Genomic DNA, 23,038 nt, shown 5'->3' on the forward strand with positions numbered 1-23,038 from the left:
GGGTCTGACGATCCATGCCACCGATCCGGGCTGCCTGAGCCCGGCTCATCCCGTCCAGCACGGCAGCCACCGCGAGCAGGCGCCGGCTCTGGTTGGCGGTCTTCGTGACGGTGGCGCGGTGGCGAAGCTCACGCGCCGTGAAGTCCGTCCTCAACCTCACCGCTGCTGGCACGGCGCAGGTCCTCCCCACGCCAGGAAATCACGTCAGCGCCAGCGACGGAAGCTCCATGAGTCACCCCTCAAGGCCGTTGGTATAATCCGAGTCGAAGCGCGCGCGAGCCGTCGTCTGGTTCGTGGCCCGGCTCGTGGACCGCTCCACGCCTGACCCACGACGTTGACGGCCGCCTGCTTTCGACGGCTCGGGCGGCAGCGGTCATAGACCTGCCCGGAAGGCTCGACGTCGCCCCGAGGCGGCCGGCTGCCACGTCGGCCCGGTCTGCATCGGCCGCGACCTCCGCCGTGCCGCCGGCGCGGTCCCGGATTCCGGATCCCCTCGCGGCCGCCCGGGCCGCGTCCGCGCGGAAACCGGGGCGGCCGGCAGGCCGCGCGGCGCATTGGCAATTCATTCACGGCATCCCGCCCATATACAACCTATGGTAGAGACCGCGAGCATGGGTTCGTGGCGGGTCGGCCGCCATGGCACGGGAGACGACGGTGTTCTTTGTGTTCGCGGCGACCATCAGCGGCGGCATGGCGGCCGGCGCCTGGGTGTTGCAGTACGGCGGGCTCTGGGCGGCGTCGGCCGCCCTGCTGGCGGGCGGCGCCAGCGCGCTTCAGGCCGTTCTCGTGCTGCACGCGCTGCGCCGGCGCGAGCAGGAGGCCGCACCCACGCTGGACGAGCAGGCGGACGAGGCCGTCGCGAAGCTGCGCGCCGTGGCGCGGCAGGGCGGGAGCCCCGGGCGGACGTGCGCTCCGCGCCGGGGCAAGGCCGCGAAGGATCGCTCGCGGGCGGTCCCGTGAGGAACCGGGCCGGGGATCGTCGCCCTGGCGGGTGCGGGGCGGGTCAGCACATCCGGCGGATGCGCTCGGCCTTCGCCTGCCTGGCGAGCATCCGCCCCACCTCCAGCAGCAGCATGTCGGCCAGCTTCAGCAGGAAGGGCTCGCCCATCTCCGCGAAGGCCTCGCGGGCGGCGATGCAGTGGTCGGCGACGCGCTCCAGGGTATGGTCCTCGCGGGCGAGCGGTTCGGCCACGTAGCTCGACCCGTCGATCTTGCGGTCTGTGATGTCGACGACGATGCCGTGGCTGCGCAGGGGCCGGCCCTCGCCGTCGTGGTAGAAGCGGCCCCGCGCCAGGACCCAGCGCACGGCCCCGTCATGCATGCAGGTGCGGTACTCGGCGACGAACACCCCGGACGACGCGACGGTCCTGCGGATGTAGGGGCCGACCCATCCCTGGTCCTCCGGGTGGATGCCTGACTCGTAGCGCTCGATCGGCAGCCCCGTGCTGGCGTGGTCGGGATCGACGCCGAACAGGCGCGCCACCACGTCGTCCGTGTAGATGCGGTTGGCGGGGATGTCCCAGTCCCAGCTGCCGATCACGTCGGGTATGACGGACGCCCCGATCGCCTGCTCGGCGTGAGACAGTAAACCCATCAAATTCATTACAGTTAGGCTCCGGGCAGGCGGTCCGCCATGCTGATGGCGGCCGAACGCGCATCACGGTGTGGTTGCAGCGCGTAGCCGATTACTCCTGCGCAATCAACCACGGCTTGCATGTGAAAATAATCGGGGCCTATATGATCGCACGCGTCCTTGCCGCTCCGCCCTCGTGGGCGCGGAGGACCGGGTCGTCATTGTCAGTCGATGGGACGCAGATCAGATGGATGGCCGGCCAGAGACTGCACAGATATGGTTGCCGACAGATACCCTAGCCGGCGAGGCTGTTGCACCCGGATCTCTGTCGGTACTTCGCCTGAGGAAGATCGAGAAAATACTTGGCGTTTCGCTCGGCCATGGCGAGGGTGAGGCCGTCGCGACGGGCGAGGACGCCCCGGCCCTGCGGTTGGGACGCCAGGCCGTAGACCTGATGCGCGCCTTCGCCGAGATCGCGGACCCGCAGGTGCGCCAGAACCTGCTGGTCCTGGTGCAGGCCGCGGCCGAGCGCAACGATCAGCGCAACTGAGCGCGCTCCGGCGCACGCCTCCCCTTTCGTCCGGCCGGCAGCGTTGCGGCCGGCACCGGGCGCGCCGGGAGGCCGGGGCGGGCCCCCGATCCGCCGCGCAGGCGCCCGCGCGGGCGCCTGCGCGGCGGAGACGGTCGGGAATCGAACCCACCGCACGCTGTCGCGGCGTGCCGCCGGCCTTGAAGACCAGGAGGGCCACCAGACCCCGATCACCCCCGGGAGCGCTTACGGTGCCGGGGGGACGCCGCCTCCAGGCTCGCCGGCGGGGTCCTGCGGCGTCATGGTCCGCGTGTCGCCGAAGCGGCGGGTGATCCGCTGGGCGTCGAAATGCTCGAGGAGCGGGATCGAGAACTTGCGCGAGATGCCGAGCACCGCCCCGGCCTCGCGGGCGAGGAAGCCCGCCGATCCGTCGAAGGCCCGCACCAGGGTGCGCCGGGCGCCCTCCACGGCGTCGCGGTGGAAGATGATCGCCCGCCGCTGCACCCGGTCGACGGCCCGGACCAGCGTTCCGGCCCGGATCAGATAGGCCAGGGCCTCGGCGCGCCGGACGTCGCGGCCGACCGCCTCGACCTCGTCCGGGGGCGTGAGGCCGGCGCGCCGGAACTGGGCCTCGAGGGCCTGGACGAGCTCGGATTCGGGGCGGGCCGTGTCGCGATCGGCGTGCCGGAACAGGGCCTGGTCCTGCACGACGTCCCGGGCCGCCACGAGGTCGCGCAGCACCGCCGCCGCCGCGGCCTCGTCGGCCCCCAGGAGGAGCGCCAGGCACCCAAGGGTGAGGCCGGGCTCGAGCGGCCGCGCGCGGTGATGGTCCGCCAGGACCGCGAGGGCGCGGTCGTGCAGGGCCGCGGCATTGCGCCGGCCCGGCTCGGCGCATTCCGCCGGGCGGCCGTGGACCTGGGGGGCGCGCACCATAGCCCGGCACCCCTCGGGGGCCACGGCGTCGCCCACCGCGAGGCCGCCCCGCCGCAGGGCGCCGGCCAGCACCGGGCCGGCGCCCGGCCGGGTGAAGACCCGGTCCACCGGGAGGTATGGGGAGCCGTCATCCGTGGGGCTGCCGGCCGCGTCGAGAAGGGCGGCGAGCCGCGCCCGCAGCTCGGCGAGGCCCTGGTCGCGCAGCGCCGAGGTGCGCACCGGCGCGCCGCCCTCCAGCCCCGCCGCCGCCGCGGCCGCGGCGGCCTGCGCGGCCCGGGCCTCGGCCTCCGCCGCCGGCACGAGGTCGCACTTGGTGAGCGCGATCACGCCGCGGCGCACGCCGATCAGCCGGGCGATCTCGAGGTGCTCGAGGGTCTGGGGCCGCACGCCCTCGCGCGCGTCGACGGCGAGCAGCACCGCCCGCAGGCCGGTGGCGCCCCCGACCATCGCCCGCACGAAGCGCGGGTGCCCGGGCAGGTCGACGAGGTCGATCGCGCCCCCGGGCACGCGCAGGAGCGCGGAGCCCGGCACCCGCGGGACACCGCGCTCTCGCTCCTCCCGGAGGCGGTCGGCCTGCGTGCCCGTCAGGGCGCGCACGAGGGCGGTCTTGCCGTGATCGGCATGGCCCAGGACACCGACGAGGAGCGACTTCACGCCGGCCTCCCCGCCCGCCGAGACCGGTCCGAACGCACTGCCACGGCTCCTCGTTCCTCCTCCATTCCGGGTCGCAAATCGGACGCACACGATTGCATCGAGCGCGATCGGCCTTGTGCGGCAAGCGGGCCGGTCCTGTCCATGGACGGAGGGGGCACCCGCTCCCCCACTTTGGTCCGACGCGCTCCCCCGCGCCGGACCGGCGACCGCCTCGCCGGGCAGCGCTCTCGCGAGATCGCCCGGGCCCACGGACCACCGCCGCGCGGCGATCGTCACCGATTGGTCACGCGGCCGTGCTGAACCGGAGCCGAACGAGGAGGAGCCGCTTGCCGGAGACCGTGCGCTACGCCCTCTACTACACGCCCGAGCCGGGCTCGCCCCTCGCCCGCTTCGGCAACGGAATCCTCGGCTACGACAGCCACCGGGGCGAGGCCGTCCCCGCGCCCGCGGGACTCGACGGCCTGGCGGCGGTGACGGGCGCGCCCCGGGCCTACGGCTTCCACGCCACCTTGAAGGCGCCGATGCGCCTCGCGGCGGGGGTGCGCGAGGACGACCTGGTCGCCGCCGCCGCCGCCCTCGCGGCGGGCCATCCGCCGGTGGCGGTCGGCCGCCTGCGGGTCGCGACCCTCGGGTCCTTCACCGCGCTGGTGCCGGAGGCGCCGCCCCCGGCCCTCGGGCTCCTGGCGGCGGAGTGCGTGGCGTGCCTCGATCCCCTCCGGGCGCCGCTGACGCCGGCCGAGGTCGCGCGGCGCGCGCCCGGGCGCCTGACGCCCCGCGGCCGGGCGCTCCTCGCGCGCTGGGGCCACCCGCACGTGTTCGAGGCGTTCCGCTTCCACATGACCCTGACGGATTCCCTGCCGGAGGCCGACCGCGCGCCCTGGCGCGCGCGCCTCGATGCCGCCTACGGGACCGGCGCGCCCCTGACCATCGACGCCGTGACGGTGCTGCGCCAGGACGGCGCGGCGCCGTTCCGAGTGCTGCGCCGCCTCCCCTTCGGGGCGTGACCGGCCGGGGCCTTCCCCGCCGGGCGGAGGCCGGGAGAAGACCCCGGCCGCCCTCAGATCCCCAGGTAGGCCCGCCGCACCTGGGGGTCGTCGCGCAGGGCCGCGGCGGGGCCCGAGAGGATGAGGCGGCCGGTCTGGAGCACGTAGCCGCGGTCGGCGATGCTGAGGGACTCGGCGAGGCGCTGCTCCACCAGGAGGATCGTCACGCCGGTGTCGCGGATCGCCGTCACGGCGGCGAAGATCTCGTCCACGAGCTTGGGCATGATGCCCTGCGAGGGCTCGTCCAGCATGAGCAGGCGCGGGCGCGTCATCAGCGCGCGGCCGATGGCGAGCATCTGCTGCTCGCCGCCCGAGAGGGTGCCGGCGCGCTGGCCAAGGCGCTCCTTCAGGCGCGGGAACAGCGCGAAGACGCGCGCGAGGGGCGCCTCCCGGTCGGGCGCCCTGCGGTGGAGGTAGCTGCCGAGGCGCAGGTTGTCGGCGACCGAGAGGCGCGGGAACAGGCGCTTGTTCTCGGGCACGTAGGCGACGCCCCGGGCCGTGATGGCGTGGCCGGGCAGCCCGTCGATGCGGGCGCCGTCGAAGGCGACCTCGCCGGAGCGCGGGCGCTCCAGGCCGGCGATGGACTTGAGCAGGGTCGACTTGCCGGCCCCGTTGGCGCCCGCCACCACGACGATCTCGCCGGGCGCCACCGCGAGGGAGACCTCCTGGATCGCGAGCAGCCCCTGGTAGGCGGTGGAGAGGGAGCGGACCTCAAGCAGCACGGTGGCGCTCCCCCAGGTAGGCCGTGATGACGCCCTCGTGGCGCACGACCTCCGTCGGGTGCCCCTGCGCGAGCACGCGGCCGAGGTGGAGCACCACGGCCCGGTCGACCAGCGGCATCACCACCTCCATCACGTGCTCGACCATGATGACGGTCACGCCGCGCTCCGCCACCCGGCGGATCAGCTCGACGCCGGCCTTGGCCTCGCTCGGGGTGAGGCCGGTCAGGACCTCGTCGAGGAGGAGGAGCGCCGGCCCGGTGGCGAGCGCCCGGGCGACCTCGAGGCGGCGCTTCTCCGGGGGCGTCAGCTCCCCGGCCACCGCCTCGGCGCGGTCGGCGAGCCCGACGAAGTCGAGGGTCTCGAGCGCCGCCCGCCGCGCCGCGGCGGCGCCGGCGTGGCGCACGAAGCCGCCGACGATCACGTTCTCGACCACGTTCATCGAGTCGAAGGAGCGCGGCACCTGGAAGGTGCGGGCGATGCCGCGCCGGCAGCGCTCCGGGGCCGGCAGGCCGGTGATGTCCCGGCCCTGGAACAGGATCCGCCCCTCCGTCGGCCGGTAGGTGCCGGAGATCAGGTTGAACAGGGTCGACTTGCCGGCGCCGTTCGGGCCGATCAGGCCGAGGAGCTCGCCCCGGGCGACGTCGAGGCTGACGTCGGCATTCGCCACGAGGCCGCCGAAGCGGAGCGTGACGTGGTCGACGCGCAAGATCGGGTCTCCCCGCAGGATCGGGTCCCCCCGCTGGATCGGGTCCTCCCGCTGGATCGGGTCGGCGCTCACGGCGTGGCCTCCTCGTTGCGGGCGCGGCGGGTCGGGCGGAACAGGCTGAGCAGGCCCTCGGGCCGGGCGAGCGCCACCACCATCACCAGGGCGCCGTAGAGCATCAGGTCGAAGCCGTTGCCGGAGCCGCCGAGGTAGGAGCGGCTGATCTCGGTGAGCGGGATCAGGATCGCGGCGCCGACGAGCGCCCCCCACAGGGTGCCGATGCCGCCGAGCACCGCCGGCAGGGCGAAGAGCAGCGAGAAGCGGAAGCTCATCACGCTCTCGGGGTCGATGTAGGAGACGTAGGCCGCGTAGAAGCCGCCGCCGATGGCGGTGAAGAAGGCCGAGACCGCGGCCGCCGCCATCTTGGACCGGAACACCTCGACGCCGAGGCTCTCGGCGCCCTGCGCGTCGTCCTTCACGGCGCGCCACCAGTAGCCCCAGCGCGAATCCTCGATCAGGTAGGTGACGAGCCAGACCACCGCGAACAGCCCGAGGGCGAAGTGGACGTACGGGACCTTGTCGCGGGCGAACTGGAGGGTCCACCACGAATCCGGGTTGAACGGCCACTGGATGCCCATGGCGCCGCCGACGAAGTCCCAGTTGTGGACGAGCAGCAGCCCGATCTCGGCGATCACGATGGTGGCGATCGAGAAGTAGTGCCCGGCGAGCCGGAAGCACGGGTAGCCGAGCGCCAGCGCCAGCAGGCTCGATGCGAGCCCGCCGGCGAGCATCCCGAACCACGGCAGCACGCCGTAGCTCACGAACAGCACCGTGGTGGCGTAGGCGCCGATGCCGAAATAGAGGGCGTGGCCGAGGGACACCTGCCCGCAATAGCCTCCCAGGATGTTCCAGCTCTGCGACAGGGCGGCGTACATCAGGGTGAGGATCAGGACGTTCTGGAGGTAGACGTCGCGCAGGCCGTAGGGCAGCGCCGCGATGGCGGCGAAGACCGCCGCGGCGATGAGGAGCTTGCGGCGGCGCCTGGCGGCGAAGCCCGAGTCCGCCGCGGCGGCGGCGGCAGGCGCGGCCGGAAGGGTCGTGCTGGTCATGTCAGAGCCTCCCGAACAGGCCCTGGGGCCGCACGAACACCACCGCGAGGTAGAGGGCGTAGACGCCGACGGACTTGAGCGCCGGCGGCAGGATCACGGCCGTGAAGGCCTCGACCAGCCCGACCACGAGGCCCGCCACCAGGGCGCCGACGACGCTGCCGAAACCGCCGAGCGCCACCGTGACGTAGGCGATGAGCGCGAAGCTCGCGCCGACCTGGGGGTGGATGTAGTAGAACACCGCCAGCACCGCGCCGGCGAGGCCGACGAGGCCCGCGCCGAGGCCCCAGCCGAGGGCGAAGACCCGGTTGCGGTCGATGCCGACGAGCGCCACCGCGCCCTGGTCCTCCCGCGTCGCCTCGAGCGCGCGGCCGAAATCGGTGCGGCTCATCAGCAGGTGCAGGCCCCCGAAGGCGCAGAGCGACACCGCGGCCCCGAAGATCTGCGGCCAGGGCAGGAAGATGCCGGCGACGTCGAGCGTGCGCCCGCCGAGCCAGGTGTTCTGGACGTTGCGGTAGTCGGGGGTGAACAGGTACTGCGCCGCGCCCTGGAGCAGGATGGCGAGCCCGAAGGTGGCGAAGATCTGCACCATGCCCTGGTTGGCCTTGGCCCGCATGGCGAAGCGCACCACGCCGAGATAGGCGGCGGCGCCCAGGATGAAGAGCAGCGCCGCGACGAGCGGCATCAGCACGATGGGATCGAGGCGGGTGAGGAGCACGAGCCCGAAGGTCGCGTACATGGCGATCATCAGGAACTCGCCGTGGGCGAAGTTCACCACGTCCATCAGGCCGAAGATCAGCGAGAGGCCGACCGCGATCAGGGCGTAGATCAGCCCCATCAGGAGGCCGCTCGCCAGCACCTGCGCCAGGCTTTGGGTCGTCATGGAGGGCTCCGGTGGGGGGCTCCGGTCGGGGCGGCGCCGGCCCCGCGTCGAGGCGGCGGTGGGAGGGCGCGCCGGAGCGCCCCCGTCCCGGTGCGGGAGGGCGCTCCGGCGCGAGGCGTTCCGGGGACGGCCGGGGCCGCGCCGGCCGGCCCCGCCCTCACGCGTTCATCGGCCACTTGGCGGGCGCCACCGCGGCGGCCTCGGGGAAGACCGTCACGAAGGCGCCCCCGACCCATTGCAGCAGCACCGGGTCGGCGTTGACGTTCTGCCCGTCGGGCCCGAACGCCACCTTCGACCAGGGCATGATCGTGCGCGCGCCCGGGATGTCGGTGGCGGCGAGCGCCTCGCGGAGCTTCTGCCCGTCGGTCGAGCCGGCGCGGTTCAGCGCGTCGGCGAGCACGATCAGGGCCATGAACTCGCGCGAGGTGTTGTCGTTGAGGTCGCGGTTCGCGCGGGCCTTGTAGAGCGCGTTCACGGCACCGACCGACGGGCGCTTGGCCGCGAGGTCGAGGGAGAAGCTGCCCCGCGAGATCAGGCCCTGGAGCTTGTCGCCGACCGTGTCGTAGGTGACCTTCTCGGAGAAGCCCGCCGCCTGCGCGATCATGCTCTTCGGCTTGTAGCCGAGGTCGGCCATGGTCTTGGTGAGCAGGATCGCGTCGGTGGTGTAGCTCGTCGGCATCAGCACGTCCGCGTTGGCGCTCTTGAGCTGCTGCACCTCCGCGGTCAGGGACGGCGAGTTGGTCTTGTACTTGATGTCGGCGACGACCTTGTAGCCGCGCTCGCCCGCCAGCTTGCGCTGCACGTTGGCCGAGTCGACGCCGTAGATCGTGTCCTCGAAGAACAGGCCGACCGACTCGATCTTCTGGCCCTTCTTGCGCAGGGCGTCCATGAAGTCGAACATCGCGGCCGAGAACATCTCGTCGTGGGCGGCCGGGCGGAAGAAGTACTTGAGGCCCTTGCGGTGCAGGCTCGGCGAGGAGGAATCGGCGCACACGAACGGCACGCCGTAACGCTCGGCGGTGGCGCTGACCGTGGAGGAGACCGCGGACTGGTAGCAGCCGAACAGGGCCGAGACCTTGTCCTGCGTGATCAGGCGCTCGGCCTCGGCGCGGCCCTTCTGGGGATCGGCCTGGTGGTCGGCGAAGACGAGGCGGATCTTCGCGCCGCCGAGGCCCGAGAGCCCGGCGCCCCGGGCGTTCGGCAGGTCGATGTCGTGGTCGTTGTTGACGATGTCGAGGGCGGTCTCGATGGCGTGGCGGGCATCCACGCCGGCCTGCGCGCTCGGCCCCGACATGGCGTAGAGCACGCCCACCACGACCTCGGGCGCCGCCGCGGCGGCGGCCCCGCCCTTCAGCCCGGCGAGCGAGAGGGCGCCGGCCCCGACCAGCAATTCCCGACGACGAATCATGCGCGTGCCTCCAGTGACAGGGGTTTGCCGCAGCAGGGATGCTCCCTGCGCTCGGGTCAGAGCACCGCGAATTCCGCGTTGCGGCGGTCGGTGATCAGCATGCAGCCCGGTGCGTGCGTGATGGCGAAGGCGGGCCTCACCGCGGCGATCACCGACTGGGGGGTGACGCCGCAGGCCCAGAAGACCGGGATCTCGCCGGGCGCGATCGGCACCGGGTCGCCGTAATCGGGCCGGCCGATGTCCCGGATGCCGATCGCCTCCGGCAGGCCGAGATGCACCGGGGCGCCGTGGACGGCGGGGAAGCGCGAGGTGATCTGCACCGCCCGGATCGCCTGGGCGGGGGTGAGCGGGCGCATCGACACCACCATCGGCCCGGCGAAGCGGCCGGCCGGGGCGCACGGGATCGTCGTGCGGTACATCGGCACGCGCACGCCCATCTCGACGTGGCGCAGGGGCAGCCCGTCCTCCGCCATGGCGGCCTCGAACGAGTACGAGCAGCCGATCACGAAGGCCACGAGGTCGTCGCGCCAGAGGTCGGCCACCGCGTCGCGCTCCTCCACCACCGCGCCGTCGCGCCAGACCCGGTAGCCGGCGACGTCCGTGGCGATGTCGAGGTCGGCGCCGAGCTCCGGGATCGCGCGCTCGCCCGGGGCCGAGACGCCGATCACCGGGCAGGATTTCGGGTTGCGCTGGGCAAACAGCAGGAACTCCCCGGCGAGGTCGGCCGGCAGGACCGCGAGGTTGCCCTGGACGTAGCCGTCGGCGATGCCGGCGGTGCAGCCGGTGATCGCGCCGCCGCGGCAGGCGAGCCGGGCCGCCTCGCCGCTGAGGCGCGCGGGCGCGACGGGGATGGTTGGGGTGGCGGGCTGCATCACGGCCTCCTCGTGCGGGGACGGCGCGCCGGGGGCCCGGCGCGCCCCTGCCCTCGTGCCCAGGAATGCGCCATGATCACATCGTGGGCAGGTAAGCGCCAATCGTGATTTCGCATCGGAATCGATAAGCCCTGCTTATTGGCGCCAGTCGGGCGCGGCCGCGACGTCGCAGGCCAGGTGGGCGGCCCGGGCGGCGAGCCCGCAATCCGGGGCGTTGGGGTAGGTGGCCGTGAACGCGATGTCGGGCAGGCGCGGCGCGGCGTCGAGGATGCGCAGGCGCCCGGCCTCGAGGTCGTGGCGCACGACCTCGGGCGGGATGACGCCGATGCCGAGCCCCTCCCGGGCCATGCGGACGATGGTCGAGAGCGAGGCGTTGCTGTGCAGGCGCGGCGGGGGCAGGTTCGACTGCGCCAGGAGCTCGCGGAGCTGGACGTACGGGTTGGTGTTCTTCGGGTAGGTGATGAGGGGGAAGCGGGTGAGCTCCTCGAGGGTCACCTCGCCCGGCCCGAGGGCGAGGCTCGGCGCGGCGATCCACGCGAGGGAGACGCTGCACAGCGGCAGGTTGACGAGGCTCGGCATGGTGATGGGCCCGACCAGGAAGGCGAGATCGAGGTCCCGGTTCAGGAGCGCGTCGCGCATGTTGGGCGAGATGTCGACCGCGATGTCGACGTTCACGCCCGGATAGGTCTGGCTCATGCGCGCGATGAAGCGCATCAGCCAGGTGTGCACGATGGTCTCGGAGACCCCGAGCCGCAGCACGCCCCGCATGATCCCGGGCCCGGCCACCGCCGCCATCATCTCGGTGCGCAGCCGCAGGAAGCGCTCGGCATAGGCCATCAGCTCGCGGCCCTCGGGCGTCAGCACGACCGAGCGGGCGCGCCGCTCGAACAGCCGGACCCCGAACGCCTCCTCCAGGGCGGCGACGCGCTGGGACACCGCGGGCTGCGACGTGTTCATCCGCTCCGCCGCCTTGCGGAAGCTGCACAGGGAGGCCGTCCAGTAGAAGATCTCCAGGCTCCTGAGTTCCACCATCTCCCCTCGCCCCGCGCGGCGCGATCTGCAGCAAGGACCGTACCGGACGACCGGGGCGGCGTCCGGGCGGCGGCGTCGCAGCACGGACCGTCCTCGGAGCGGGCACGGCGGCGCGGGACGGCGCGCGCGGGGGTCTTCAGGTCCGCGGCGCGGCCGGGCTCGGCAGCCCCTCGGGCGGGCCCGGGGCGAGCCGGGTCGTCTCGGCGGCGCGGCGGCCCCGGCGCGCCTCCGCGCGGGCCGCCGCGCCGCGCAAGAGGCGCTTGGGCGCGTCCGAGATCACGCAGACGAGGCAGAACACCGCCGGCACGAAGATCAGCGACAGGATCGTGGAGAACAGCAGCCCCCCGATCACCGCGATCGCCATGGGCGAGCGGAACTCGCCGCCGGCCCCGACCGCGAGGGCGCTCGGCACCATGCCGGCCACCATGGCGACCGTCGTCATGATGATCGGCCGGGCGCGCTTGCGGCCGGCATCGATGATGGCCTCGTTGCGGTCCATGCCGTGGCGCATGGATTCGATGGCGAACTCCACCAGCATGATGGCGTTCTTGGTCACGATCCCCATCAGCATCAGGATGCCGATCCAGACCGGGGTGGTGAGCTGCTTGCCGGTGACGAGGAGCGCCATCACGGCGCCGCCGAGGGAGAGCGGCAGGGAGAACAGGATCGTGATCGGGTGCAGGAACGAGCCGAACAGCATCACCAGCACCGCGTAGACCATCAGGAGCCCGGCCCGCATCACCTCGGCGAAGCCCTCGGAGAGCTCGGCGAGGTTCTCGGCATCGCCCGACTGGCTGACCTGCACGCCCTTCGGCAGGTTCCGCATCACCGGCAGGGCGTTGATGCTCTTCAGGACGTCCCCGAGGGCGGCGGTGCCGACGAGGTCGGCCGCGACCGTGGCCTGGCGCTCGCGGTCGTAGCGGGAGATGTTGGCCGGGCCGTCCTGGAACTGGATGTCGGCGATGGAGGAGAGCGGCACGCCGGCCTTGCTGGCCGGGCTCGGGATGCGCAGCCCCTCGATCACCTGCCAGTTCAGCCGGGCGGTGTCGTCGAGCTGGACGCGGATGGGCACGAGCCGGTCGCCGGCGTCGAACTTCGCCAGCGCCGGCCCGACGTCGCCGATGGTCGCCACCCGGATCGTCTCCGACAGGGTGTCGGCGGTGATGCCGAAGCGCGACGCCAGGTCCATGCGGGGCCGGATGCGCAGCTCCGGCCGGTCGAGGGTGGCGCCCGAGATGACGTTCGCCACCGTGGGCAGGCGCCGCATCTGGTTGGCGAGCTCGTTGGCCACGCTCGCGACGGTGCGGCTGTCCTGGCCGTTCACCACGAGCGAGATCGCCCGCAGGCCGTTCTCGTCGACGAACCAGTAGCGGATGTCGGGGATCTCCCGCAGCCGCCCCTCCACCTGCTGCTCGAGCTGGTGCTGGGTCACGGTGCGGGCCGACTTGTTGGTGTAGTTCAGGATCAGGGAGGCCCGCCGCACGTCGATCGTGCCCTGGGGCAGGCGGCCGCCGTTGACGAAGACGCTCCGCACCTCCGGGAGCTTGCGCAGCTCGGTGACGATGCTGTCCGTGACCTTCTGGGTGTCGGAGGCCTGCGAGCCCGGCGGCAGCTCGATCGAGAGCAGGGAGCGGGCGGTGTCCTGGGCCGGCAGGAAGCCCTCCGACAGGAGCCGCATGCTGGCGATCGAGGCGACGAAGAGCCCGATGCCGACCAGCACGGTGAGGAGGTAGAACCGGACCGACTTCGTCACGAGCCAGATGTAGGCGCGCTCCAGGCGCCCGGGCGGGCGCTCGAGGGGCGGCTCGGGCTTCAGGATGTAGGCGGCGAGCATCGGGGTGACGAAGCGCGCGGCGAGCAGCGAGAACAGCACCTGCACCGCGATGGTGATGCCGAACTGCTTGAAGAACTGCCCGGCGATGCCGCCCATGAAGCTCGCGGGCGCGAAGATCGCCACGATCGTGAGGCTGATGGCGATGACCGCGAGGCCGATCTCGTCGGCGGCGTCGACCGCCGCCTGGTAGGGCGACTTGCCCATGCGGATGTGGCGGACGATGTTCTCGATCTCGACGATGGAATCGTCGACCAGGATGCCGGTCGAGAGGGTGACGGCGAGGAAGCTCACGAGGTTCAGCGAGAACCCGAGCAGGTCCATGGCCCAGAAGGCCGGGAAGATCGACAGCGGCAGCGACACCGCCACGATCACCGTGGTGCGCAGGTTGCGCAGGAACAGGAACACCACGATGACCGCGAGGGCGGCGCCCTCGAACAGGGTCTTGATCGCCGCCTCGTAGTTGCCGACCGTGTAGTCGACCGAGGTGTCGATCAGCGAGAGCTTGACGTCCGGGTACTCCGCCTGGATCTGGTCGACCTTGGCCTGGACGGCCTTGGCCACCACGACGTCGCTCGCGCCCTTGGCCCGCTTGATGCCGAAGGCCACCACCGGCTTGGCGTCGAGGCTCGCGAAGGTGCGCCGGTCCGCCACCGTGTCGGTCACGACGCCGAGGTCCTGGAGCCGGATCTGCCCGCCCGTCGAGAGCGGGATCATCAGGCCCTTCAGGGTGTCGAGGGAGCGGGCGCCGGCGAGTGCCCGGATGGCGTAGTCCTGGCCGCCGAGCTGGGTGCGGCCGCCCGCCACGTCGACGTTGAGGCCGCGCAGGCGCCGGCTGACGTCGACGGCGGTGAGGCCGTAGGCCTGGAGCCGGTCGGGATCGAGGGAGACCAGGATCTCGCGCTCGACGCCCCCGATGGTCTCGACCTGGGCCACGCCGCGGATGCTCTGGAGCCGGCGCTTGACCACCGTGTCGACGAACCAGGAGAGCTGCTCGGGCGTCTTGCCGGGGGCGATCGCCGCGTAGGTGACGATGGGCAGCCCGACCACGTCGACGCGCTGGATCAGCGGCGTCTCGGCGTTGCGCGGCAGGTCGGCCTGGATGCGGGTGATCGCGTCCTTGACGTCGTTGAGGGCGCGGTCGGTGTTGGTCTCGAGCCGGAACTGCACCGTCGTCACCGAGACGCCGTCGGTGACCAGGGAGGCGATGTGGCGCACCCCCTCGACGCCCGAGACCCCGTCCTCGATGGTCTTGGTGACCTGCGCCTCGAGCTCCGCTGGCGCCGCGCCGAACTGCGCCACCACCACCGAGATGATCGGGATGTCGGCCGAGGGCAGGCGGGTGATCGGCAGCTTGCCGAAGCTGAGCCAGCCGAGGATCAGCAGGATGACGGAGATCAGGATCGACGGCAGCGGCCGGCGGATCGCCCACGAGGACACGTTGAGGGACAAGGGCGCGCTCGCGTCGTTGGGAAGGATCGGGCCTCTCGGCCTGTCTAGAGCAGCATCCGATCACGCTGCAATCGGCCGCTGCTCCAGGTTTTTGATTCTGCCGCATTTTCTGCGGCGAACCGGTGTCCACTTCGCCGGAAAATGCTCTAGCCACCATTTCGCCAGGTGTCACACGCTTCCGGGGGGCACCCGGCGCGCGGGCGGCCGCCGCGGCCAAGACGAGCCGCGCGTGTGACCTTCGCGCCGCGGCGCGGGCGGTCTTCAGAACGCCATGCCGGCGTTGGCGACGACGGGCTCGCCCTCCGTCAGGCCGCCGCGGATCTCGACCTCGTCCTCGGACGAGAAGCCGACGACGACCCGCCGCGTCTCGATCCGGCCCTCGCGCATCACCTGCACGCTGGTGGTGTCGCTGCGGCGCAGGATGGCGGAGCGCGGGACGGCGAGCCCGCAGCTGCCGGCGGCGTCGATCAGCGCCCGGGCGAACAGGCCGGGCCGGAGCCCCGGGGCCGGCGGCACCGTGAGCACGGCGCGCCCGAACTGGGTCGCCGGATCGACGTCGGTCGCCGGGATGCGGACCTCGCCCTTCAGCTCCGTGTCGGCCCCGACGAGGATCCGGGTCGGGGCGCCGGCCCGGATCCGGGTGATGTAGAGGCTCGGCACCTGGACGTTGAGGTCGAGGTCCCGGTCGGCGACGATCCGGATGAGCGGCTCCGACTGGGCGCTGGTCAGGACCCCGACCTGGGCGATGCTGCGGGCGACCGTGCCGGCCTGCGGCGCCTTGAGGGTGAAGGTGGTCGGCAGGCGGGTCGACATGACGGGATCGTCCACCACGGCGCGCACGAAGCGGATGAGGTCCTGCCCGGCGCTGACGGTGTCGCCCTCCTGCACGAACACCTCCGCGATCCGGAAGCCCTCGAAGTTCAGGGTGACGTAGGATTCGCGCCGCGGCGTGAGGTAGCCGGTGACCCGCACGGTGTCGGAGAAGCAGGCTTTCCTCGCCGCGACGGTCGCGGGCGCCGCGTCGCGCGGGGGCTCCGCCTCCGCGGCGCGGGCGGCGGCGAGGCCGCAGGCGAGCGCGCCGGCGAGCAGGACGGCTCCCGGTACGCGCGCGACGGGGGGCCGGGCCGGCCGGGGATCGGGACGCATGGGGTTCAAGGCTGCTCGCTCAACGGCTCTCGCGGCGGCGGTCCCCCGCCCGGGGCGCGGGACGGCCGCGGGTTCGTCTCGTGCGGCCGCCGGGCCGCCGCGGTCAGGCGGGCGCCGGGCGGCCGGCGCCCGTCCCCGCCGCTCAGTAGCGCGAGGCCGACTTGACGCCGGACATGTTGACCGCCGTGACCCGGCGGTTGGCCGGCGAGAGCGGGTTGGCGGCGTCCTTCAGGCGGCTGCGGCCGTAGCCGACCGCCACGAGGTTGCCGCCCGGGACGCCGTAATTGTGGACGATGTACTGCTTCACCGCCTCGGCGCGGCGCTCCGAGAGCGCCTGGTTGGTCAGGTCCTTGCCCTTGCCGTCGGTGTGGCCGACGATCAGGAAGGTGCTGCCCTTGAGCTCGGGCCGGGCGAGGGCGGCGCCCAGGCTCTTGATCACCGACAGGGCCTTGGGGCCGATCTTCGCCGAGTTGTAGTCGAACGGGATCTCGAGGTCGACGCTCGGCCGGTCGGCGGAGGCGGCCGCGATCTTCTCGCGCTCGCTCGCCGAGAAGGAGTTGCGGTTGCGCAGGGTGTCGATGAAGGCGCGGTCGTCGCCGCCGCCGTCGCCCCGCACGGAGGTCGACAGGCTGCGGGTCTGGGCCCGGGGCGCGAGGGCGTCGAGGATCTGGGATTCCGTCACCGCCTGCGCCTGCGCACCCGCGACGCTGCCGAGGAGCAGCATCCCGGCGAAGGCGGCGGCGATCCCGCCCGGGATCGCGGCGATCCCGCGGGGGATCGCGGCGGTGCCCGGGCGGCGGGGCAGGGATTCGGTCGAACCGGTCATGTGAAGCTCCTGTGGCGGATGGTCTGGCCTGGATGTCGGGTCGCGATCGGCCGGGGGACGACGGCGCGCGCGGGCGGATTCTCGTGTCCGCTCAACGGATTCCGTACTGGGAGAACTCCTTGGCGACGCTGGGATCCATCGCCAGGGCGTCGCTGATGTCACTGTTGCCTTCCTGCGTCTCGCCGGAACGGAGGCGCGCCAGCCCACGGCCGTACAGCGACGACGCCTGCTTTCCATTGGCTCTCAGAGCGGCATCGTAGTCGCGAATGGCCATCCCGGGAAGACCGATCTTGAGATTGACCAGCCCACGACTGTCGAGGGCATCCGGGAAATTGGGCCGCAACTTGAGAGCCTCGTTACAGTCGCGCAACGCACGGTCAAGCTCCTCGATCATGGCCCGGACCCAGCAGCGGTTGTTGAGCGCCTCGACGTCCTGCGGGTTGAGGCGGATGACCTCGTCGAAATCGGCGAGGGCGGGGTGGAACTCGCGGTGGATCGCGAAGAGCTGCCCGCGCCGGTAGAGCGCCCGGGTGTCGCCGGTATTGCGCTCCAGCGTCCGGTTGAGCTCGGCCTTGAGCCGCTCCTCGTCGCGGGAATAGGGGATCACCTGCGTGTCCGCCTTCTGGGCGGGCTTGGCGGCCTCGTCGAGCCGGTCGATCTCGGCCCGGGCGCGCTCGGCCCAGGCGCCGCTCGGGTAGCGGGCGAGGAAGTCCTGGAACGCCGCCCGGGTGCCGGCGCGCCGGGCGGCGGTGAAATCCCCCGCCGGGTCCGGGGCCGGGCCCTGGAGCGCCGCGACGGCCGGAGGAGCCTCCTTGGCGGCCGGGCGCGCCGCGGGCGCCTCGGCCTTGGCGGGAGGCTCGGCCTTGGCGGATGGCTCGGCCTTGGGCGGCATCTCGGCCCGGGCCGGCGGCTCGACCTTCGCGGAGGGCTCGGCCCTGGCGGGCGGGAGCGTCTCGGCGGGGCGGGGCGGCCTGGGGCGCTCGGCGGGAGCGGCCGCCGCGGCGGGCTTGGCGTCGGTCCAGGCGCCCGTGGCGGCCTCCTTGAGCGTGGAGACGAGCCACGGCACCTGGGCGCCCTGGGTGGCGGCCGAGACCGCGCTCCGGACCCTGTCGAGGACCGGCCTCGACGGCCCGTCCGCGGCGGCGATCTGGGAGGCCGCCTCGTCCGCGAAGGCGCTCCGGGGACCCGCTCCCTGCCGCAGCATGGTGCCGGGCGCCGTCGAGTAGACCACGAGGGTGTTCTGGGGCGGCTCGGCGACCGGGGCGAGCCCCGTCGAGAAGCTGCGGAAGCGGCGCTCGAACGGGTTGCGGTTCGCCGCGTCGAGGATGCCGATCTTCACCTGGGCCCCGCGCTTGTCCATCTCCGCCAGGATCCCGTCGAAACCGACGCCGTCGCGGCTCAGGTCGCTCTCCGTCCAGATCTGGCCGTCGACCGGAACCAGGTAATTCTTCTTTCCGGACTGGATGCCGTAACCCGTGAAATAGAACAGTGCAGTCGATCCGGGCTTGATCTTGTCGAACAGACGTGCGAGACCAGCCTGCGTCGCCTGCTTGGTCGCGTTCTCGATGATGTCGACGGTATAGCCCTTCTGCTGGAGGGCGGCACCGACGGCGCGGACGTCCTGGGCCGGCGTGGTCAGGGGCGTGTCACTGTCCGGATACTGGAGGTTGCCGATCAGCAGCGCGACGCGGTCGCCCGGCCTGCTCTCGGCGGCGGCAAGTGGGGAGGTCCCGAACGCACCGACAGCGAGCACCAGGCAGAAGACCCACAACGCACGCATGCTGCCCTCGAAGACTTGCGCATTGGCTAAAACTCGGCCGTCAAGCTTATTGCTTCCGGGGCAGGCTGACAAGTTTGCCCGCCGGATCCCGCTCGACCGTGAGCATTAGACCGTCACAGCGCCCGCCTTCGGCCCTCGGTCGCGCAGTAGAGGCATCGAACAGTCGGAGACGCAGCGGCGCATCGCCTCGACGTCTCGCAGTGACATGAAGATTGATCGGAACGCGTGACCCTCCGTGTCCGGCGCCTGTCCCGGAGGCGCGAAGTCTCCGGCCCGACGATCCCTACGCCATCCCGTCCCGGGGCGCCGTGCCGTTGCGCACCGCGGGAGGAGACCGCCGCCCCGGCCCGGCGCCGGCCTACTCGGTCGCCAGCCGGGTCTCGACGCGGCGGTTGGCGGGGTCGAGGGGGTCGGACGCGAGCGGCCGGGCCTTGCCGTACCCCTTCGCGGCGAGCTGCTTGGGCTGGACCCCGCGCGCCGCGAGGTACTGCACGACCGCGTTGGCGCGGCGGGCCGACAGGGTGACGTTGAAATCGTCGCTGCCGCGTCCGTCGGTGTGCCCCTCGACCACGAAGCTCGCCGATTTGAGGCGCGCGTCCTGGAGCGCCCTGGCGAACTCGTCGAGGTTGGCCTTGGCGCCGGGCGTGAGCGTGTCCGAGTTGAGCTCGAAATTCACCACGAGATCGAAATTGCCGGTGGGCTTCCGGGCCTCGGTGCCGGCGTTGCACTCGCTGTGGGTCCCGACGCACAGGCCCCGGGTCCTGCCGAAGCGCGCGTCGCCGCCGCCGTCGGGGGAGAAATGCTTGACGATGTCGTTGGCCGTATAGGCCGGACCGGCCCGGGCCGGTCCGAGCCCGGACAGCGCGAGGACTGCAAGGACCGAAACCAGAGTCGTTCTGCGCATCGTCGTCACCCCCATGTGATCCACACCTTATGCGCTACGTCAAATCTATCGTCAATCTTATTTTCCGACCCGACCGGAGGGATCTCGACTTCATTACGTCAGAGAAACCCCAACCCTTCCAAGACCCGCCGAGGTGCGCCGGCTCTGTTTCGTCGACGAAACATTCTGTTTGCGGCGCCGGGCCGGGCTCGGGCCCGGCCAAGCCCGCGACGAAACCCGCGCGCAATCCGTCCCCTTGCCGAATGACGCCGCGTCCGTCAGGCTGCGAGGGCCAGCCGGAATCCTGCTCCACCCGAGGGGTTCCGCCGGTGCCGCGGGGTTGCCCCGCGGAGCCCGCCCTGCGCCTTGGTGAGACCAGCGGTCGATGCGCGTGAATGCTGGTGTCGGGTCTCGGAGGGTGGCGACGCGCCCGGCTCCGTGTCGACGGTCCGCGATGGTTCGGCGGCCGGAGGGAGCATGAGGAAAGAACAGCCGATGGCAGGCTCGGGCCCGCGGGGCGGGAAGGTGGGCCCGCGGGGCGGCGAGGCGTCGCTCGACCTCGGCTCGGCGAGCCATACCGGCCGGGTGCGCGCGCTGAACGAGGATTGCTTCCTCGTCGCGCCGGAGAGCGGCATCTTCGCGGTGGCCGACGGCATGGGCGGGCACGCCGCCGGCGAGGTGGCGAGCGGCGCCGTGGTGCAGGCGCTCGCGACCATCCGGCCGGCCGCCTCGGCGGGGGATCTCCTGGAGCGGATGAAGGTCGGCATCGCCGAGGCGAACGACGAGATCCGCAAGGTCGCCGAGGCCCGCGGCGCCATCGTGGGCACCACGGTCGTGGTCCTGCTCGTCTTCGCGCCGCACTTCGCCTGCCTGTGGTCGGGCGACAGCCGGATCTACCGGGTGCGCGCCGGCCGCATCGCGCAGATCTCGCGCGACCACACCGAGATCCAGTCCCTGGTGGAGCGGGGCGTGCTCACCCCCGAGGAGGCCCAGGCCTGGCCGGGCCGCAACGCCGTGACGCGGGCGATCGGCGTGCAGGAGCAGCCCGAGGTCGAGCTCGACCACGGGCTGCTCGAGCCGGACGACCTCTTCATCCTCTGCTCGGACGGCCTGACCCGGCACGTGGAGGACGGCGAGATCCTGGCCGCCTGCGGCGGTTCGGCGGCCCGCGGCGGCACCCTCCCGGCGCCCGCCGGCCGGCCGCCGGCGCGCCCGAGCGCGCAGGGCGTCTGCGACGCCCTGCTTGCCCTGACCCTCGACCGGGGCGCCCGGGACAACGTCACGGTCGTGGCGGTGCGCTACCTCGGCCCGTCGGGCGAGCGCGGGACGCCGCGGCGATGAGCGAGGAGACGGTCTTCCTTCCCCAGACCCGCTCGTTCATCCCGGCCGGCACGCGGCTGAACGACACCTACGTGGTCCGCGACCTGATCGCGGCCGGGGGGATGGGCGAGGTCTACAAGGGCGAGGCCCTCGGCACCGGCGACACCGTCGCCATCAAGGTGATCAAGCCGGAGCTCGCCCGCAACGTCGCCGCGCTGGCGCTGTTTCGCCGGGAAGCCTCGTCGCTCCACAACCTCAACCACGAGGCGATCGTCCGGTACTTCGTGTTCTCGGTCGACCCGAAGCTGGACCTGCCCTACCTCGCCATGGAGTTCGTCGACGGGGCGCTCCTGTCCGAGCGCCTCGACGCCGGGGCCCTCGACACGCCGACCCTGTGCCTCCTGCTGCGCCGCCTCGCGGCCGGCCTCCAGGCCGCGCACGCCCTCGGGATCATCCACCGCGACGTCTCGCCCGACAACGTCATCCTGCCGGGCGGGAGCGTGGCCCGGGCCAAGCTGATCGACTTCGGCATCGCCCGGGCCCCGAGTCCGGACGGCACCGTGATCGGCGGCGGCTTCGCGGGCAAGTACGCCTACGTCTCGCCCGAGCAGCTCGGCCTCTACGGCGGCGACGTCACGCCGAAATCCGACATCTACAGCCTCGGCCTGCTCCTGGTGCACGCATCCCGGGGCCGGCCCCTCGACATGGGCAGCAGCCACCTCGACGTGATCGAGAAGCGCCGGCGGGTGCCGGACCTGTCGGGCGTCGACGAGCGCGTGCGCCCGGTCCTGACCGCGATGCTCCAGCCGCACCCGAAGGACCGGCCGGCCGACATGGCGGCGGTGGCGGCCCTCGTGCCGACCGACCTCGACCGGAAGCGCCGACCCCTCGGGCCGATCCTCGCCCTCGCGGGCGGGCTCGCCGCCACGGCGGCCCTCGGGGGCGTCGCCTACTGGGTGCTGCCGGGGCAGAACCAGACCGCCGCGACGTCCGGCAAGACGCTCCCGCCCCAGGAGAAGGAGCGGGCGCCCGAGCCCGGGCCGAGGACGGAGCCGAAGCAGAAGCCCGAGGTGCCCCCGACCATCGTTCCCCTGCCCGATCCCGGCCCCGATCCCGACCAGCAGGACGACAAGCCGCGCGAGCAGCAGCGGCCGGCCAGCCTCGCCACCGCCGATCAGGTCGAGAGCTTCGTGCGGAACTACGACGGCGGGCAGTGCTTCTTCGTCACGCCGGTCTCGGCGCAGCCGCCGGACGTGACCGTGGACGCGTTCGGGTCGTCGCCGCGGCCCTTCATGGCCTTCGACGCCGCCTTCCAGCGCAGCCTCGGCGTCGAGCCGCAGATCACCCTGCGCCAGGTCACGGACGCGCAATGCCCCCTGGTGGAGTTCCTGGCGCGCCAGTTCCCGCAGCGCGACGCGCGGGCGGCCAGCCTTGAGCTCGCCTCGGACCTGCTCCACAGCGGGCAGGACCTCAGCGGCGCCGTCGAGACGCGCAGCGACCGCACGGTCGAGCTGCTCCTCGTCGCCGACGACGGACGGGTCAGCAATCTCAGCCGCTTCGTCCGCCGCACCAACGACGCGGCGCGCTTCTCCCTGCGGGTGGAGGGCAGCGGCACGCCGAAGCCCCAGATGCTCCTGGCGCTGACAAGCCAGCGCCCGCTCGCGAGCCTGCGGGGCATCGGGAGCGTTCGGGCCGAGCAACTTTTCCGGCAGATCGCCGAGGAACTCGACCGCGACCCGCGTCCGGCGGGTATCGCGATCGGCTACTTCAAGCTCGGCAGCTGAGGAGCCCCGTTCAGGGCATCCGGGTCATCAGGCGCAGGGCCTCTATGTCGAAGCGGGTGTAGGGGCGCTGGGCCACCACCCAGGGCTGCCAGTGGTTCTCGGCGTAGACCATCCGGGCCTCGCGGGGGGTGACGACCCGCTCGCAGGACAGGGGCTCGTAGCCCTGGCAGCGCACGTACTCGGCCTGTGCCGGAAGGGCAGTCGCCAGCGGCAGACCGAGGGCGGCGGCTGACAAGATCGCGGCGAAACGCAGGCTCATAACGAAGTTCCCTCCAGATATCCTGCCGAGATGAACACGCGTCCATTCGGCCTAAGACCCGATGTGGGCGCTCGGCACCCGCAATGCAAGCTTGACGTGCCGAACATTATCGCGGGCTAAAAGCCAAGCCTGTGCGACGTCGCACGTCCCGGGATGGCCCGTGGACGGGTCAGCGCATGCGCTCGAGGCGGCGCAAAGCTTCGATGTGGGCGCGGTTGAAGCGCCGGTGACTCGGCCGCCCGCTCACGGACCGGGCCGGCGCGGCGACGGGGGCGGCCGCCGCGAGGGCCGGCGCGGCC

The 23,038-nt window shown here is 72.6% G+C and carries 20 protein-coding genes, 1 tRNA gene and 1 pseudogene; 5 read left to right on the top strand and 17 right to left on the bottom strand.

Annotated elements, in window-relative coordinates; all coding sequences use genetic code 11:
* Positions 1-172: pseudogene (locus tag DT057_RS37565) on the bottom strand (IS630 family transposase); the annotation flags it as partial.
* A 482-nt stretch (positions 173-654) separates the two neighbouring features.
* On the opposite strand from DT057_RS37565, the gene DT057_RS25780 reads away from it, so the two are divergent.
* Complete coding sequence (locus DT057_RS25780) at positions 655-960, top strand: hypothetical protein (protein ID WP_128564951.1); 306 nt, start codon at positions 655-657, stop codon at positions 958-960.
* A 43-nt stretch (positions 961-1,003) separates the two neighbouring features.
* Here DT057_RS25780 and DT057_RS25785 read toward each other — a convergent pair whose 3' ends face one another.
* Positions 1,004-1,594 (bottom strand): PAS domain-containing protein, encoded by a 591-nt coding sequence (locus tag DT057_RS25785; protein WP_162501504.1) that lies wholly within the window; start codon positions 1,592-1,594, stop codon positions 1,004-1,006.
* Positions 1,595-1,820: 226 nt separating this feature from the next.
* On the opposite strand from DT057_RS25785, the gene DT057_RS25790 reads away from it, so the two are divergent.
* Positions 1,821-2,123, top strand: a complete 303-nt coding sequence (locus tag DT057_RS25790; RefSeq protein WP_128564953.1) for a hypothetical protein — start codon at positions 1,821-1,823, stop codon at positions 2,121-2,123.
* A gap of 125 nt (positions 2,124-2,248) precedes the next feature.
* On the opposite strand, the gene DT057_RS35630 is transcribed toward DT057_RS25790, so the two are convergent.
* Positions 2,249-2,340 (bottom strand) — tRNA-Sec (locus DT057_RS35630).
* An 8-nt stretch (positions 2,341-2,348) separates the two neighbouring features.
* Positions 2,349-3,689 carry a selenocysteine-specific translation elongation factor gene (locus DT057_RS25795; protein WP_238314366.1) on the bottom strand — a complete coding sequence of 447 codons (1,341 nt, stop codon included), beginning with the start codon at positions 3,687-3,689 and terminating at the stop codon, positions 2,349-2,351.
* 326 nt (positions 3,690-4,015) lie between these two features.
* Between DT057_RS25795 and DT057_RS25800 the strand changes: the two genes are divergently transcribed.
* On the top strand, positions 4,016-4,693 hold the full coding sequence (locus tag DT057_RS25800) for a DUF1045 domain-containing protein (protein WP_128564955.1): 678 nt from the start codon (positions 4,016-4,018) through the stop codon (positions 4,691-4,693).
* A 53-nt stretch (positions 4,694-4,746) separates the two neighbouring features.
* Here DT057_RS25800 and DT057_RS25805 read toward each other — a convergent pair whose 3' ends face one another.
* From DT057_RS25805 to DT057_RS25860, 12 genes are all read right to left on the bottom strand, one after another.
* Positions 4,747-5,451 carry an ABC transporter ATP-binding protein gene (locus DT057_RS25805; RefSeq protein WP_162501505.1) on the bottom strand — a complete coding sequence of 235 codons (705 nt, stop codon included), beginning with the start codon at positions 5,449-5,451 and terminating at the stop codon, positions 4,747-4,749.
* Positions 5,444-6,178: an ABC transporter ATP-binding protein gene (locus DT057_RS25810; RefSeq protein ID WP_203236378.1), complete on the bottom strand. Its 735-nt coding sequence runs from the start codon at positions 6,176-6,178 to the stop codon at positions 5,444-5,446. Before DT057_RS25810 ends, DT057_RS25805 begins: the two co-directional genes overlap by 8 nt.
* A gap of 50 nt (positions 6,179-6,228) precedes the next feature.
* On the bottom strand, positions 6,229-7,266 hold the full coding sequence (locus tag DT057_RS25815) for a branched-chain amino acid ABC transporter permease (RefSeq protein WP_128564957.1): 1,038 nt from the start codon (positions 7,264-7,266) through the stop codon (positions 6,229-6,231).
* A gap of 1 nt (position 7,267) precedes the next feature.
* Positions 7,268-8,146, bottom strand: a complete 879-nt coding sequence (locus DT057_RS25820) for a branched-chain amino acid ABC transporter permease (RefSeq protein ID WP_128564958.1) — start codon at positions 8,144-8,146, stop codon at positions 7,268-7,270.
* A gap of 157 nt (positions 8,147-8,303) precedes the next feature.
* Positions 8,304-9,554, bottom strand: coding sequence for an ABC transporter substrate-binding protein (locus DT057_RS25825; protein WP_128564959.1), 1,251 nt, complete (start codon positions 9,552-9,554; stop codon positions 8,304-8,306).
* 56 nt (positions 9,555-9,610) lie between these two features.
* Positions 9,611-10,426: a putative hydro-lyase gene (locus DT057_RS25830; protein WP_128564960.1), complete on the bottom strand. Its 816-nt coding sequence runs from the start codon at positions 10,424-10,426 to the stop codon at positions 9,611-9,613.
* 135 nt (positions 10,427-10,561) lie between these two features.
* Positions 10,562-11,458 carry a LysR family transcriptional regulator gene (locus tag DT057_RS25835; RefSeq protein WP_128564961.1) on the bottom strand — a complete coding sequence of 299 codons (897 nt, stop codon included), beginning with the start codon at positions 11,456-11,458 and terminating at the stop codon, positions 10,562-10,564.
* A 136-nt stretch (positions 11,459-11,594) separates the two neighbouring features.
* A complete protein-coding gene (locus tag DT057_RS25840) occupies positions 11,595-14,741 on the bottom strand; it encodes an efflux RND transporter permease subunit (protein ID WP_128564962.1) in 3,147 nt (1,048 codons plus the stop codon).
* Positions 14,742-15,002: 261 nt separating this feature from the next.
* A complete protein-coding gene (locus tag DT057_RS25845; RefSeq protein ID WP_128564963.1) occupies positions 15,003-15,887 on the bottom strand; it encodes an efflux RND transporter periplasmic adaptor subunit in 885 nt (294 codons plus the stop codon).
* A 142-nt stretch (positions 15,888-16,029) separates the two neighbouring features.
* Positions 16,030-16,611 carry an OmpA family protein gene (locus DT057_RS25850; protein ID WP_128564969.1) on the bottom strand — a complete coding sequence of 194 codons (582 nt, stop codon included), beginning with the start codon at positions 16,609-16,611 and terminating at the stop codon, positions 16,030-16,032.
* A 193-nt stretch (positions 16,612-16,804) separates the two neighbouring features.
* On the bottom strand, positions 16,805-18,493 hold the full coding sequence (locus DT057_RS25855) for a caspase family protein (RefSeq protein WP_128564964.1): 1,689 nt from the start codon (positions 18,491-18,493) through the stop codon (positions 16,805-16,807).
* A 358-nt stretch (positions 18,494-18,851) separates the two neighbouring features.
* Positions 18,852-19,397, bottom strand: a complete 546-nt coding sequence (locus DT057_RS25860; protein ID WP_128564965.1) for an OmpA family protein — start codon at positions 19,395-19,397, stop codon at positions 18,852-18,854.
* 456 nt (positions 19,398-19,853) lie between these two features.
* On the opposite strand from DT057_RS25860, the gene DT057_RS25865 reads away from it, so the two are divergent.
* Both DT057_RS25865 and DT057_RS25870 read left to right on the top strand, forming a co-directional pair.
* Entirely contained in the window at positions 19,854-20,717 is an 864-nt protein-coding gene (locus DT057_RS25865) for a PP2C family protein-serine/threonine phosphatase (RefSeq protein WP_308220172.1), read from the top strand.
* Positions 20,714-22,480 (top strand): serine/threonine-protein kinase, encoded by a 1,767-nt coding sequence (locus DT057_RS25870; protein WP_128564966.1) that lies wholly within the window; start codon positions 20,714-20,716, stop codon positions 22,478-22,480. The genes DT057_RS25865 and DT057_RS25870 overlap by 4 nt, the downstream gene beginning before the upstream one ends.
* Positions 22,481-22,490: 10 nt before the next feature.
* On the opposite strand, the gene DT057_RS25875 is transcribed toward DT057_RS25870, so the two are convergent.
* Positions 22,491-22,739, bottom strand: coding sequence for a hypothetical protein (locus DT057_RS25875; protein ID WP_128564967.1), 249 nt, complete (start codon positions 22,737-22,739; stop codon positions 22,491-22,493).
* Positions 22,740-23,038: the final 299 nt, after the last annotated feature.

Source organism: Methylobacterium crusticola, assembly GCF_003574465.1.
Taxonomy (GTDB): domain Bacteria; phylum Pseudomonadota; class Alphaproteobacteria; order Rhizobiales; family Beijerinckiaceae; genus Methylobacterium; species Methylobacterium crusticola.